Annotated in this window: 8 protein-coding genes; 4 read left to right on the top strand and 4 right to left on the bottom strand. The window is 38.0% G+C overall.

The genetic code is table 11. The features are described 5' to 3' along the window. Positions 1-2: 2 nt before the first annotated feature. Both ACO052_RS06905 and ACO052_RS06900 read left to right on the top strand, forming a co-directional pair. Entirely contained in the window at positions 3-605 is a 603-nt protein-coding gene (locus ACO052_RS06905) for a hypothetical protein (protein ID WP_422107273.1), read from the top strand. A 1,393-nt stretch (positions 606-1,998) separates the two neighbouring features. Next, positions 1,999-2,517: a hypothetical protein gene (locus tag ACO052_RS06900; protein WP_422107272.1), complete on the top strand. Its 519-nt coding sequence runs from the start codon at positions 1,999-2,001 to the stop codon at positions 2,515-2,517. Between the two features lie 351 nt (positions 2,518-2,868). Here the strand turns inward: ACO052_RS06900 and ACO052_RS06895 are convergent, their stop codons facing one another. After that, positions 2,869-4,335, bottom strand: a complete 1,467-nt coding sequence (locus ACO052_RS06895; protein WP_422107271.1) for a glutamate synthase subunit beta — start codon at positions 4,333-4,335, stop codon at positions 2,869-2,871. A 3-nt stretch (positions 4,336-4,338) separates the two neighbouring features. Further along, a complete protein-coding gene (gene gltB / locus ACO052_RS06890; RefSeq protein WP_422107270.1) occupies positions 4,339-8,838 on the bottom strand; it encodes a glutamate synthase large subunit in 4,500 nt (1,499 codons plus the stop codon). Positions 8,839-9,281: 443 nt separating this feature from the next. Between gltB and ACO052_RS06885 the strand changes: the two genes are divergently transcribed. Both ACO052_RS06885 and ACO052_RS06880 read left to right on the top strand, forming a co-directional pair. Next, complete coding sequence (locus ACO052_RS06885; protein WP_422107269.1) at positions 9,282-10,349, top strand: outer membrane beta-barrel protein; 1,068 nt, start codon at positions 9,282-9,284, stop codon at positions 10,347-10,349. 30 nt (positions 10,350-10,379) lie between these two features. After that, positions 10,380-11,729 carry an ammonium transporter gene (locus tag ACO052_RS06880; RefSeq protein WP_422107268.1) on the top strand — a complete coding sequence of 450 codons (1,350 nt, stop codon included), beginning with the start codon at positions 10,380-10,382 and terminating at the stop codon, positions 11,727-11,729. A 230-nt stretch (positions 11,730-11,959) separates the two neighbouring features. On the opposite strand, the gene ACO052_RS06875 is transcribed toward ACO052_RS06880, so the two are convergent. Then, complete coding sequence (locus tag ACO052_RS06875) at positions 11,960-14,542, bottom strand: phosphoenolpyruvate carboxylase (RefSeq protein ID WP_422107267.1); 2,583 nt, start codon at positions 14,540-14,542, stop codon at positions 11,960-11,962. 14 nt (positions 14,543-14,556) lie between these two features. Next, complete coding sequence (leuB, locus tag ACO052_RS06870) at positions 14,557-15,675, bottom strand: 3-isopropylmalate dehydrogenase (protein WP_422107266.1); 1,119 nt, start codon at positions 15,673-15,675, stop codon at positions 14,557-14,559.

Below are 15,675 nucleotides of genomic sequence, written 5' to 3'. Positions count from 1 at the left end.
TAATGCAAAAATATCAAGATTGGCAATCTAAAAATTCAGGTTCCCAAAGCAAATTGCATAAAGCTATAGGAAATAGAATTGAAGCACATAGAACAGGTCAAGAAAAGAGTAATGTTTCTGTTGGAAATATTAATGTTAACAAAATTCAGGATGCACATGTAATGTCAGAATCAATTAATGAAATAGGTTCTAATACAATTGATACAGGAAAAGAAATAGCGAGGGACGCTGCAGAAAATCTCGAAACGACAGGTGATTACATAACATATTTTGGTGTAGTCACTGGCCAACCAGAAATAATTGGAGCAGGAGAATTAATTAGTGGGATTGGAACAGGTATAAATATAACCCTTGACCTTACGGAAGGAAAAAGTTTCGGTAATATTGTAATTGAAAATGGGTCACAAATGGTATTTGGCAAATTGTCTGATAAGGCAATGGAGCAACTAACAAAAGACGGTAGCGGGGGTGATGTCATCAATTCTGTCATTAAAGGAGTTGAAATATCACTTTCTGAAATTACAGATCATTTAATAAAAGAGATACAAAAAAAGTATTCAAGTGATGATAGCAGTACAGGTTCTGAAACTACTGTCGAAGATTAAAATAAATATAAAATGGATTGGCTCAATATAATATTCGGTTTTAGTTTAATTTCTATTGGCTTGGTTTGGCTAGAATATGAACTAAAAAGAAGAAAAAGGTTAAAGAGGGAGGATAAAAAGTTTATTTTAGCCACTCAACCTAGATATTTTCTTGGGATATTCATTTTAATTGTATCTGGTATAACAATAATTTTTAGAGCGCTATGAAAAATATAATATTCATTTTCCTGAGCATGTTTTGCGTAAGTTCTTTCGGGCAAAAGTTATCTTGCGAAGATTTTAAGGAAGGAAGTTTTACAGCCACCATTTCTGAGCCAGTAGAGTTAAATTATAAAATTATGCGTGAAGGTAATAAACAAATAGAAACTATTTAAGAGCTGCCCGAAGAACTTAAGAATGCTGGGTATCCGAATGAACCTCAATACGCAATAATTAGCTGGATTGACGATTGCAATTACGTGGTCAAATATGACGACTCTAAAGCTGAATTATCCGAAACACAAAAAATGATAAACTCACTTGGTGGAATTCTGGTTGAGCTAATAAAGATTAAAAAAAATGTTTCTATTACAAATCTACTTTGAAGTTTGAAGAAATTGAACAAGTGATGGAAGCTAAACTATGTAAAGAATAGCTAATAAGCTGATCAGATAGTGCGGATTTACAATTCGCACTTACATAAACTCAAATACTCACAAAAGGATAGACATAACGTCTGTCCTTTTTTTGGTGTAAAGGTTGGTGATTGTTTTGAATAGATAGATGTAATGTAATTATTAACAATTAAATATGTGAACATCAGACTAAAACACACATTAAAAAACACATTACAATCAGTTTTTTTTAAAAAGGGATAGTAGAGAAGTATTATTCTTTAAGTACGATAAAATTCCCAAAAGTGAAGATATGATTCCTATGACTGTCCAAACGTCCATTATTCAAATATAACGATAATATTAGCACAATAAGTATAAGTAGCGGTATTTTGGATTTGCAAAGTTTTCTTCAAAGAGTAAATAGATTATATAGACTTAGTCCTGATAATTTCGGAGAACTTGGGATTTTAGGTCTATGATTTATGGTTGTTCATACTTGGCGATTAGTGATTGAGTCCCCCCGCTAGCGCTCGTCTGTGACGAGTGACGGTAACAATAAGATACAAAAGCTTTTACAGAATGTAGAAGCTTTTGTAATTTTAAGCGATGAGTAGAAAAATTAAATTGCCTTAATTGCAGACATTTGTCACCAATGAAATAGATTGGAAATACTCTAGCATTAGGAACTTCCAAAACGACCATGCAATATTAGAAATTGATGATGTCGGTTTTATGGCTTAGTCGATTTGCACACTCGTTGCAAACGAGCGCCAGCAAGGGGGTAATAATTATAGTTTATGGGAGAAAAGTATAAATTTGATAAAAAAGCAAACTGGAAGTACTTGTACAAAAGTCTCTTGATTACTTTTCTAGCGCATATTTTGACAGCTTTTTTGATTTTGATTTACAATAGTAAAACAGAGAGTGCTTCGGTATTATCAATAGTTTTCATAGCCGTTATATCAGCATGGATCTTATTCTTTGCAACACCTCTTATAATATTATATTTTAACCATCGGCAAAAAAGCAAATCTGTTAATTTTAAAGTTAATAATGATAAAAGTTATATCTACAAGACGAAGTCAGAGTTAATTAAGTTTAATAATGATAACATAGAAAAAATAGAACTTAATTTATCCCCGCCTAAGTACGATAAGAGAATTGATTTTTTGTATTTTGGAATGTATCATTTTACGAGAATATATACACATGAAGATAGAGTAATAGACTTATCTTGTCTTGTTTTTGATAAAACAGAAGAAGTTTTTCCTAAAGAATTAATAAGGAAAAGAAAGAAGATTTTTCCACTATTGTAGCTTAAAAATTAAACCGGTAATGGCACAGAATAGTTGATGGATTATTTTTTAAACTTAAACAATTGTAAAACAATAACCCTTCGACAAGCTCAGGGCAAGATTAAAATACAAATTGAGTTGTAAAAGGATGGACATAACGTCTGTCCTTTTTATTGATAGGCATTGGATATTTGGTAATAGGTTTTGGGTGTTTGCAGGACTATCAGAAATAACGCAAGACTCACGTTTTTGGTTCTTTTTGGGCATAAATAGCTTTAACAAAAAAGCACCCTCTCAGGTGCTTCTTAAATCTACTAGAATTGATAGCCCTAACCCTAATCACAAAAACTAGTAGTGGTTGAGTTGGTTATTTTATACACGTGGCAGATCACTATCGTCTTTTAATGGTAAATGTGATTCGCCCATTAAATAGGCATCCACATGATGTGCGGCCTGGCGCCCTTCGGAAATAGCCCAAACAATCAACGATTGTCCGCGGCGCATATCACCAGCCACAAAAACACCCGGTACATTGGTCGCATAGTCTTTGGTGGTGGCTTGGATGTTGGTTCTAAAATCCATTTCCAATCCAAATTGCTCCGCTAAGGTTTTTTCAGAGCCTGTAAAACCTAAGGCCAGTAAGGCTAAATCACATTCCCATTCTTTCTCAGTACCTGCAATCTCTTTCAATTGTGGACGCTCGCCTTCTTTAAATAACCATTCGACCTCAACGGTTTTTAAACCTTTAAGGTTCCCTTTGCCATCGCCTAAAAATTCCTTAGTGGAAATACTAAAGAAACGCTCCACACCTTCCTTATGCGACGAACTCGTTCGTAACTTCATCGGCCAATAGGGCCAAGGTTGATGTGCTGGTCGGCCTTCAGTAGGTCGGTCTAAAATTTCAAAATTGGTCACCGATTTAGCGCCATGACGATTAGAAGTCCCGATACAATCACTGCCGGTATCACCACCACCAATGACAATAACATGCTTATCTTCTGCTGAAATGACGGCTTCAAAATCCACCAGGCCATCGACGTATTGGTTATTCAATTTTAAGAAATCCATGGCTTGGGTCACACCTTTTAAGTCCGAACCGGGAATGGGGATACTCCGTCTTACCGTAGCACCACCACAGAGTACAACAGCATCAAAATCGGCTTTCAATTGATTGGCATCCACATTAGCTCCGACATGCGCATTGGTTTTAAAGGTGATGCCTTCTTCTTCCAATACTTTAAGTCGTCTATCAATCACATGCTTTTCCATTTTAAAATCCGGAATACCATAGCGCAATAAGCCACCGACTTTGGCGTCACGCTCAAACACAGTCACACTATGCCCTGCCCTATTGAGTTGTTGCGCTGCCGCTAATCCTGCTGGCCCTGAACCTACAACCGCAACAGATTTCCCTGTTCTTACCTTTGGAGGTTGGGCTGTAATCCAACCCTCTTCAAAAGCGGTCTCCACAATATTCTTCTCAATGTTCTCAATGGTTACAGGATCTTCATTAATACCTAACACACAAGCTTCCTCGCAAGGTGCTGGACACAAACGTCCTGTAAACTCTGGAAAATTATTGGTTTTATGTAAAATCTCTGCGGCTTCCTTCCATTTGCCTTTATAGACCTTATCGTTAAAATCGGGTATTAAATTCCCAAGCGGACAACCGCTATGGCAAAACGGAATACCACAGTCCATACAGCGTGCGCCTTGGTCTTTAAGCTTGTCTTCCTCTAGCGGAATGGTAAACTCTTTATAATTCTTAATGCGCTTTTTTGGCGCTATATACTGTTCGTTCTGTCGCTCAAATTCTAAAAATCCTGTTATCTTTCCCATGACTTAAGCTATTTCTAATTGTTCTTGTTCTAATCGTAATAAGGCCTGTCGGTATTCTTCCGGCAGTACTTTTTTAAACTTTGGAAGGTAGTTTTTCCAATCATCCAAAAGTCGTCTTGCTAATGGGCTTCTCGTTGCGATAAAATGATTTTCAACCAGCTGTTCCAATTGCACCTGATCTTCAACATGGTCTACTGGATCAATATTTAGTTCGGCCGAATTACATAAGGATTCAAAGGTGTTATCTACATCTAACACATAGGCAATACCACCACTCATACCTGCACCAAAATTACGACCTACGGATCCTAAAATCACGGCTACCCCACCTGTCATATACTCACAACCATGGTCCCCAATACCTTCAACAACGGCTTTGGCCCCAGAGTTTCTTACGCAAAAACGCTCCCCTGCTTTACCGTTAATATAAACTTCACCACTTGTGGCACCATAAAGGGTTACATTACCCGTAATGATATTATTTTCGGGTACAATGGTGCTCTCAACAGGGACTTTAATAATCAGCTTTCCACCGGATAGGCCTTTCCCCAAATAATCGTTGGTATTGCCATGAACGGTCATACGCACTCCTTTAGTGGTAAAGGCTCCAAAGCTTTGGCCTGCCGAACCCTTAAAATCGATGTTAATGGTATCTTCTGGTAAACCTTTGGCACCATAAATTTTTGAAATTTCATTGCTCACTATGGCTCCAACTGCCCTATCCATATTGGTAATGGGCAAATCTAAATGGGTGCGTTGTCTTCTAAAGAGTGCTTGGTGCGCTTGACTTATAATTTGAAAATCCAAATGAGTTTCTAAATGGTGGGCTTGGTTTTCGGTATTATAGAGTTTAACATCCTCTGCAACCTCAACTTTATGAAGAATAGGTGTTAAATCAATACCAGAGGCTTTATAATGTTCAATAGCTTTGTTACGATTGAGTTTATGTACCTGACCTACCATTTCATTAACCGTTCTAAAGCCAAGTTTGGCCATAATCTCGCGTAATTCTTGAGCAACGAAATACATATAATTTACGACATGCTCTGGTTTCCCTTTGAATTTCTTTCGCAGTTCTGGATTTTGGGTAGCGATACCTACAGGGCAGGTATTTAAGTGGCATACGCGCATCATAATACATCCTGAAGCGACCAAAGGCGCTGTGGCAAATCCAAACTCCTCTGCGCCCAATAAACAAGCAATGGCGACATCGCGACCAGTTTTTAATTGGCCATCACATTCTAAAACCACACGATTACGTAAATCGTTCATCACCAAGGTTTGTTGAGCTTCTGCTATACCTAGTTCCCAAGGTAAGCCTGCATGGCGCAGAGAAGTTAATGGAGATGCTCCTGTTCCGCCGTCAAAACCTGAAATCAGAATCACATCGGCTTTGGCTTTGGCCACACCCGCGGCCACAGTTCCGACGCCAACTTCAGAGACCAATTTTACGTTGATTCGCGCCTCTCTATTCGCAGATTTTGCATCGTATATCAGTTGGGATAAATCCTCAATGGAATAAATATCGTGATGTGGTGGTGGTGAAATCAAACCGACATAAGGGGTTGAATTTCGTGTTTTGGCAATTTCGCGATTAACTTTAGGGCCTGGCAATTGCCCACCTTCACCTGGCTTCGCCCCTTGTGCTATTTTGATCTGAATCTCATTGGCATTCGTTAAATAGTTGGATGTGACGCCAAATCGACCAGAAGCGATTTGCTTAATGGCTGAGTTTCGCCAATCCCCTTGCGAACTTTTGTAAAAACGTTCTTGATCTTCACCTCCTTCACCCGAATTGGATTTCCCACCAATTCTATTCATGGCTACAGCTAAATTTTCATGCGCTTCCTTACTAATGGAACCGTAAGACATGGCCCCTGTTTTAAAACGTTTAACGATTTCGGTCCAAGACTCGACTTCTTCAAGTGGAATGGGGTCAAACTGATCAAATTCAAATAAGCCTCTAATGGTCATTAGATGCTTGGATTGGTCGTTCACCAATTTAGAGTATTCCTTATAAGTCGTGGCTTTATTGGTTCTAACCGCTTCTTGTAATTTAGCCACTGTCAACGGATTGAACATGTGTTTTTCCTGTCCACGTCGCCATCTATAATCACCACCAATTTCAATATCCACAGTGGTATCGTTTACCTGAAAGGCCCTTCTATGGCGTTTTACAATTTCCTGCTCAATCTCCCGTAAACCAATACCTTGTATACGCGTTGGTGTATTGGGAAAGTATTTGTCGACCGTAGCGGTATTGATACCAATACATTCAAATAATTGTGATGCGCGGTAAGAATTTAAGGTTGAAATTCCAATCTTATTCATCACCTTTAAAATCCCTTTACCAATAGCCTTATTATAATTTTTAATGGCTGTGAGATATTCTAAATCGGTAACATCATTGGTATTAATCTGCTCTTGAACAATCTCATTGACGATATACGGATTAACGGCACTGGCTCCAAAACCAAAGAGTAAGGCAAAATGATGGACTTCACGAGGTTCGGCAGATTCGATAATTAAACTAACCCGAGAGCGCTTGCCTAGTTTGTGCAATGCATGATTCACATAAGAACATGCCAATAATGCCGGAATTGGCGCATGGTTTTCGTCCACATAGCGATCGGAAAGGATAATAATATTAGTACCTTGATCCACGGCTTTTGAAGCTTTAGTCACTAAGTTATCAAGAGCGACTTCCAATTCATTCAAACCTCTATTGACCTCATACAACATTGAAATCGAGGTGACCTTAAAATCCGGATTGGAATCGTAATTTCTGATTTTATCCAAATCGTGCTTTGAAATCACTGGATTTTGGATTTTCAGTTTCTTGCAATGTTCAGCATTGATAGCGAATAGATTGACATCACTGCCCAATGTTAAGCTGATGTCCGTAATCAACTCTTCTCGAATTCCATCCAATGGCGGATTGGTCACCTGAGCAAACAGCTGCTTAAAGTAGTTATAGACCAATTGTGGTCGCTCCGATAACACCGCTATTGGCGTATCGCTTCCCATAGATCCAATCGGTTCTTTTCCCAATTGTGCCATGGGTCTTATAATGGTATTTAAGTCTTCTTGGGTATAACCAAAAACAATTTCGCGCTTCTTCAGAGCGATCTCATCATATAAAATAGGCCCTTTTTTGGCTGAAATATCTTTAAGGTGAATTAAATTTTCATCGAGCCATTGTCGATACGGATATTTGGAGGCAATCTTTTCCTTTATTTCTTCATCATTGACGATTCGGCCTTCATTCATATCTACCAAAAACATCTTCCCAGGCTCTAGGCGTCCGTGATACTCTACGTTTTCGGGCTTAATATCCACAACACCCGTCTCTGAAGACATAATGACATTTCCGCTTTTAGTCACCGTGTATCGTGAAGGACGTAATCCGTTTCGATCTAAAACGGCACCTATATAATTACCATCGGTAAATGGAATAGATGCAGGACCATCCCAAGGTTCCATAACACAGGAGTTGTATTCATAGAAGGCGCGTTTAGCATCTGACATATTTGGATTTTTCTCCCAAGCTTCTGGCACCAACATCATCATGGCTTCTGGCAAGGAACGACCTGTCATTAGCAGTAGTTCCACTACCATATCTAAGGTTGCTGAATCGGATTTTCCTTTTAAAACCGTTGGCAAAATTCTTTTAATATCATCACCAAAGGCATCGCTCTCCATAATTTCCTCTCGCGAAAACATTCTAGACACATTTCCCCTTAATGTATTAATCTCACCATTATGACATATGTATCTAAAGGGCTGTGCCAAATCCCATGTTGGAAATGTATTGGTTGAAAAGCGCTGATGCACCAAGGCCAATCGGGTATCTAATGCCGAGTTGAATAAATCTAAATAATATTCGTTGATATGCTCGGGTTTTAGAAGTCCTTTAAATATGATGACTTTTGTAGAAAGGCTTGGCAAGTAAAAAAACTGGGATTCCGATAATCTTGAATTATATATGGTATGCTCTGTTATTTTCCGTGCCGCGAATAGTTTTAGGTTAAACTCCCTATCCGATTGCTCGCCATTAGACTTGCCAATAAATATTTGTTTTACAAAAGGTTCTGTTGTTTTAGCGATGTCTCCTAAAATTGCACTATTGACCGGCACGTCTCTCCAACCGATGAGTTGCAATCCTTGATTTTTGATCTCGGTCTCAAAAACATCGATGCAGTATTGGCGCTGGTTTTCTTTTCTTGGTAAAAACACATTACTCACGGCATACTGACCAGCCTCCGGCAACTCAAATTCGCAAAATATCTTGAAAAAGTTATGTGGGATATCAATTAAAATACCAGCACCATCTCCTGTAACACCATCGGCACTTACCGCGCCGCGATGCTCTAATTTCACTAAAATCTCGAGCGCTTTATGAATAATATCATTAGAACGTTTTCCGGTTAGACTACAAATAAATCCTGCACCACAATTGTCATGTTCAAATTCTGGTAAATAAAGACCTTGTTTCTTCAGCATAATTCCTAAAATTTTGAGGGTTTTTCAATCCTTATTATATCACTAATATATACTCAAGAATTCTATTTGAAAAAAAGCCAAATCACTTTTTCCAAATCGATAATTATGCTCGTTTTTACTGAAAAATCTTCAATAATAGAGCTATAAATTGATAAAAATCCAATAAAAATATTTTTACCAAAAACTATTAATTATTACGAAAACGTTTGCGAAAAATACATTTGAATGAAAATAATTCAATTTAATGGTTAAAATTCTGACAATTATTGAATTTCTTGATTATTAATTTTATAAAAAACAGCTTAAAAATAATTTAACCCTAAATTTTAAAGGGTATAAAATAAGATATTCATAAAAATTACATTTGTACCCCTATTTTTTTAGGGGTATTAGATAAAATAAAATAGTTTTGGCTACTAACTAACTTTTAAACATGCAGAATTATGAAAAGAATTTCTACGCTATTAATGTTCTTTTTGGCTTTTAGTTTATTTGCCCAAGAAGAAGAAAAAGAAGAAAAAAAGTCATTTAGTTTTAGTGGTAGCATTGATGCCTATTATAGAGCCAATTTTACTGCACCAAATGACGAAAATGCCATTGCGCCAGGATCATCATTTGCCAACCTTCCTGGTTTTGCGCTAGGTATGGCTAATCTCATCGCCTCATATGAAGGTGAGAAAATTGGATTTGTTGCAGACTTAGTATTTGGACCAAGAGGTACGGATGCCATATTTGCATCACCTATGTACGGCACAATTCAAATTGATGATGACGGTGATGCCTCTATTTCAGGCACTGGTAACATCGTAAATCAACTCTATGCCTACTGGAATGTGAGCGAAAGCGTCACTTTAACCTTTGGTAACTTTAATACCTTCTTAGGTTATGAGGTGATTTCGCCGGTTCCCAACTTTAACTATAGTACGTCTTATCTGTTTTCCTATGGGCCTTTTAGTCATACGGGGTTAAAAGCGGATTTTGCAGTTTCTGAAGACTTTAGCATTATGGTTGGTGTATTCAACAACACAGACCTTACCGAGTTTAATCCAACAGGAGATTATGCCGCTGGAGCACAATTGGGCTATAAAGACCAGTACTTAAATGTGTTGTACGACCCTAATTTCTTTGAAATCGACTATACAGGAGGTTTTAATATAACTGACGAGTTTTTCTTAGGAATCAATGCGGCTTATCTAAGCTTAGAAGATGATGCGGGAGGATTTATGGGTGCTGCTTTATACCCACAATACACTGTTTCCGAGACTTTTGCTATTGGTTTTAGAGGAGAATACTTTGCTGAAGACGAAAATTTTGGTGCCATAGGAACAGGCGTAGCGGATTCTAGTGTATTCGCCGCCACTTTAACGGGCAACATCACCATAGAAGAGGACTTAATCATTAAACCTGAAATCAGATTTGACAGTGCTTCTGACGACGCCTTTATAGACAATGATTTAGCAGCCACAAAGAGCCTTGGGTCCTTTTTATTAGCTGCTATCTATAAGTTTTAATTAAAAACTAACTAATAAAATATAACTATTATGACTGATAACTTTTTAACTATTTTACCGAATCTTATCGCTTTGCAAGATACCGTTCCTGCAACCACTAAAGATATTGAGGATGCTATATCGGCGATAAACGGAGATTTAGGAATGCTATGGATGTTGCTATCTGGTATTTTAGTGTTCTTTATGCAGGCAGGATTTACCCTTGTAGAATCGGGTATGACGCGTTCTAAGAACGCGGTTAACATTGCCATGAAAAACTTACTGGATATCTGTGTAGGCTCACTGACCTACTGGATTATTGGTTACTCATTAATGTATGGTGACTCGTCTAACGGATGGTTCTTTTGGAGTGGTTTATTCCAGGGTGAAGGTGCCGACTTATTCTTTCAAACGATGTTTGCCGCCACAGCTGCAACTATAGTTTCGGGAGCTATTGCTGGTAGAACGAAGTACTCGACTTACGTCATATTCTCCGTAGTGATGACAGCATTGATATACCCTATTGCTGGTGGATGGGAATGGAATGGCGGTTGGTTAAACAACACGGACGGTATTATGCCAGCAGAATTCATTGATTTCGCCGGATCTTCAATTGTTCACTCCGTCGGTGGTTGGGCTGCATTAGTTGCTGCTGTATTAGTGGGTCCACGTATTGGAAAATTTGTTGATGGAAAAGTTTTACCTATTCCTGGTCATAACCAAATCTTAGCGACACTTGGTGTATTTATACTTTGGTTAGGGTGGTTTGGATTTAATGGTGGTTCTCAATTAGCTTGGGGTGGAGCCGACGCCATTGGTGCCTCTAATGTAGTACTAGTAACAAATTTAGCCGCTGCAGCCGGTGGTTTAGGAGCTTTAATCACGACTTGGATATGGTATGGAAAACCGCACCTAGCACAAACCTTGAATGGAGTTTTAGCAGGTTTAGTGAGTATCACCGCTGGTTGTGGTAATATGACCTATGGTGGTGGTGCCTTAGCCGGACTAATTGGCGGTATCCTAGTAGTGTTCTCCATTGAATTCATTGAAAAGAAACTTAAGATTGACGACGCTATTGGAGCAGCTTCTGTACATGGCGTAGTTGGCGTCTGGGGAACTCTTGTCATAGGGCTTTGGGGCGTAGATGGCGAGACTGGCATTGGTTTATTTAATGGTGGCGGTGCTGCTCAGCTTGGAGCACAATTTATTGGTGCCTTAGCTTATGCTGTATGGGCAGTCGGATTATCTTGGATTATACTATTCACATTAAAGAAAACGCTTGGACTACGTGTAAGTAAAGAAGTAGAAGAGAGAGGATTAGACCTTTCTGAACATGGTACTCTTGCTTATCCAGGAAAACGTAACAGAGGAGAAGGAGGAGGATTAGCAGAAGAAGATTAGACCAAAACATGGATTCTCCATGCACTTAATCTATAAATTTTAATTGTTAAACAAAAACCTTCTTAGCTACTAGTTAGTTAGGAAGGTTTTATTTATTGAAGCAAGGTGCACATTAAATAATAACGGAACTAAAAGTTTTAAAATTGATGCTGTAAAAATTTAGTTTTAGTTAGAAAAAAACCTCTGAAGACTGTCTTCAGAGGTTTTGTATTTTACAAATTATGAATAACTTAAGCTGAATTACGACTAGCATTAATATTTCCAAATAATGATCTGGTTACCATATTGGCAAAAACTTTCATTTGCTCATCATCAGCCTTAACCCCAGATTTTTCTAAATCTTGAATCTTTTTTAAAGCATATTGCTGTATAGTTAACAAGGGTAATACTATAGATTCCCTAACGGCAATAGACGCCTTACCAGCAGGTTCCTCCTGCATTAATTCGTTATATCCTGTTAACTTTAAGATCAAGCGCTTTGTGGTTTCATACTCATTATAAATAAGTGTCCAAAATTCGCCATACTCAGCATCTTCTGCCATATACCTCGTTAAATCAAAAAAGGATTTTGACAAGGACATCATACTATTTCCAATTAATGTTTTAAAGAAACTAGAGGTTTTATACAAGGTTTGTACTTTTTCGAACTGCCCCGTATCCTCATAATGTTTCAGCGCTGTTCCTACACCAAAAAAGCCGGGCACATTTTGTTTCAACTGGCTCCAAGAGCCCACAAAAGGTATAGCTCTTAAATCTGAAAAAATAAGGCCTTCGGACTTACCTCTTTTAGATGGTCGACTTCCTATATTTGTCTTAGCATAGTATTTCAATGTACTCATATGCTCCAAATAGGAAATGAATTTTGGATGCGCTTTAAAATCTGAATAGGCTTTATAGCTGCGCTCCGACAAATCATCCATAACTGCCCTATTCTCAGGAAGCATTTTTAAATCATTTTCACTAATACTGTTTTGAATACCAGAACTTATTAATTGTTCGAGATTGTACTGCGACGATTCTAGTGTGCCGAAGTTAGAGCTAATGGTTTGCCCTTGTATGGTCAATTGTACTTCTTCATCTTCAATTGTTGGCCCTAGCGACGCATAGAAATTATGTGTTTTTCCACCGCCTCTGGCTGGTGGTCCACCACGGCCATCAAAGAAAATGACTTTGATTCCATACTTTCTTGACACCGAGGTAAGATTCTCTTTTGCTTTATAAATAGCCCAGTTTGCCATTAAATAGCCACCATCTTTGGTACCATCGCTAAAACCAAGCATAATGGTCTGCTTATTGCCCCGCGATTTTAAATGTGCCGCATAATCTGGATTGGTGTAAAGCGCTTCCATAACGTCGGGAGCATTTTCTAAATCCGTTATGGTTTCAAAAAGTGGGCCGATATCTACGGTTAATTCATCTTGAAAGGCAACCAGTTTTAACATCGCAAACAATTGCATCACATTAAGCGTGGTCTGATTGTTACTAATGATGTAACGATTGGCAGCTTTTTCACCATATTTATGCTGGATGGTCTTGATGGCTTTTATCGTATTTAAGGCTTTTAAAGTCTCTTCATCTTTGATTAAAGACAAATCTACCTGACCGCTCACTTTAGAGAGTATATCAATTTGCGCTTTTTCAGATAAATCAAAATAATTATCAGGAAAAATAGAACTATCACTCGCAATCAAAGCCTTCACCATATCATTAAAAAATTGCGCGTGCTTTCGACTGTCTTGGCGAATGTCTAAATAGGCAAAATGGAAACCGAAAAGATGAATTTTATTGATAAGACTATTAACATCATTAACATATAGGGACTGATGTTTGTTAACCAACAAATCTTTAATTGCTGTCATTTCAGCACTGAAATTCTCAACCGTAAGATTTGACTTTTTATTCGTAATGATTTTCCAAAGCTCATTTTCTAAAGCTATGATCTTTTCTTCAACATCTACAAAAGTTAGTTTTCGCCTCAAACGACGCGTATCTCTATAGTAATTTTTAATGACTGTTATATGTAACCTATCGGCAACATCGAGCGTAATCTCAGGTGTAACAAAAGGATTTCCATCTCTATCCCCACCAGGCCAAAATCCGATATTTACAATATCATTCTCAACATGTTCACCATCAAAGATATTCTGCTGTATATAGTCGTAGATCGTACCAAAGGACTTGTAAAAAACATTCTCTAAATACCATATTAGACTCACTGCTTCATCATAAGGCGTAGGCTTTTTATGCTTAAAGAAAGGGGTCTTACCCAACTGTGCCATGAGTTCATTGATTCTTAACAAATCATTTTCTCGAATGGCTTCGGTCAACTCTGTAATAATTCCTAGGACGGATCCAGGGTAAAACTGAGTTGGATGTGCCGTAAGAACAATTCGGACTTTAAATTCTTCTAAATATGTTTTAAGCAAATCTAGTTTGTTCTCCTTTTTAACCGATTCCTTTAAACTCCTTAGCGTTCCTATACCATCCATATTATTGACGATAGGAAAGGCAGCATCTTCAACAGCATCAAATAATACCACTTGTCGCTCTATATATTGAATGAATCTGAATAATAAATCTATTTGACTCGCTGGCGACCTTCTGGCCTGATATTTTTTAAAGAACGTTTCAACGATAGTCGTAGGATCGTCTTTTTTCTCATATCCTCTCTTACAGGTAGCATGAAATAATGGTAAAAGTGTCCCTGTTCTTGTAATTGTATCAAACGGTAATGTTAGGAATATACTGTTATATATCTGATACTTTGCCAGTACATTTTGATTAAATCTTGTGAGCTTAGGTTGCGTCGGCATTTATATTGTCAATATTATATAATTGTGGATTGTCCCAAATGAATATTAGTAAAATTAATATTTTTATCGTTTGGGTTGTAGATAAAATCCTCAATAAATTCCCCTACTCTGTTCGTCGTAACGTTATCGTATTTTGTATTCACATCTGGTGTAGAAATATCCAATTTCAATGATTTCTCTACAGCCAATCTTAGCAATTCGGCTTCACTAAACAATTCAAAATGCTCTAGCAACATGGCTGCTGACAATATAGAAGCTATAGGATTGGCTATTCCTTTTCCTGTAGCCTGTGGATATGATCCATGTATAGGCTCGAACATGGCATGCTTTTCGCCAACTGACGCAGAGGCCAACAATCCTATAGAACCTCCGATAACACTAGCCTCATCACTAATAATATCTCCAAACATATTCTCGGTTAATATGACATCGAATTGCTTCGGGTTAAGTATCATCTGCATCGCAGCATTATCTACAAACAAAAAGTCCAGCTCAACGTCCGGATACTGCTGCGCTATTTCTGTTACCACGCGTCTCCACAATCTTGAACTCTCAAGAACATTGGCTTTATCTACTAAAGTGACTTTATGATTTCTATTCTCGGCGGCCTTAAAGGCTAAATGGGCGATGCGCTCTATCTCTTCTCTAGAATAAGTACAGAGATCGGACGCTATATTCCCGTCATCACTCAATTGTTTTTCCCCGAAATAAATACCACCAGTGAGCTCTCTATAAATACTGATGTCCGTACCTTCAATAATATGCTTCTTTAAAGGCGACTTATCCAATAAGGTTTGATAGGCTTTAACCGGTCTAATATTGGCGAATAAGCCCAATTCTTTTCTCAGTTTAAGCAAACCCTGTTCTGGTCTTACTTTAGCTGACGGATCGTTATCGTATTTCGGATGACCGATAGCGCCAAACAAAATGGCATCAGTAGATTTGCAGATATCCAAGGTCGCATCTGGTAATGGGGCATTATGCTTATCTATAGCTATGGCACCAACATCTGCTGTGGTGAATGAAAAATTATGGTTGAATTCCGAGGCAATAGCTTTTAAAGCTTTTACGGCTTGGTTAGTCACCTCTGGACCAATACCATCTCCTGGTAGAACTGCTATATTTAGTTTCAT

It is taken from the genome of Winogradskyella sp. (assembly GCF_965228925.1).
Classification (GTDB): domain Bacteria; phylum Bacteroidota; class Bacteroidia; order Flavobacteriales; family Flavobacteriaceae; genus Winogradskyella.
This window is presented reverse-complemented; position numbering and strand designations above follow the sequence as displayed.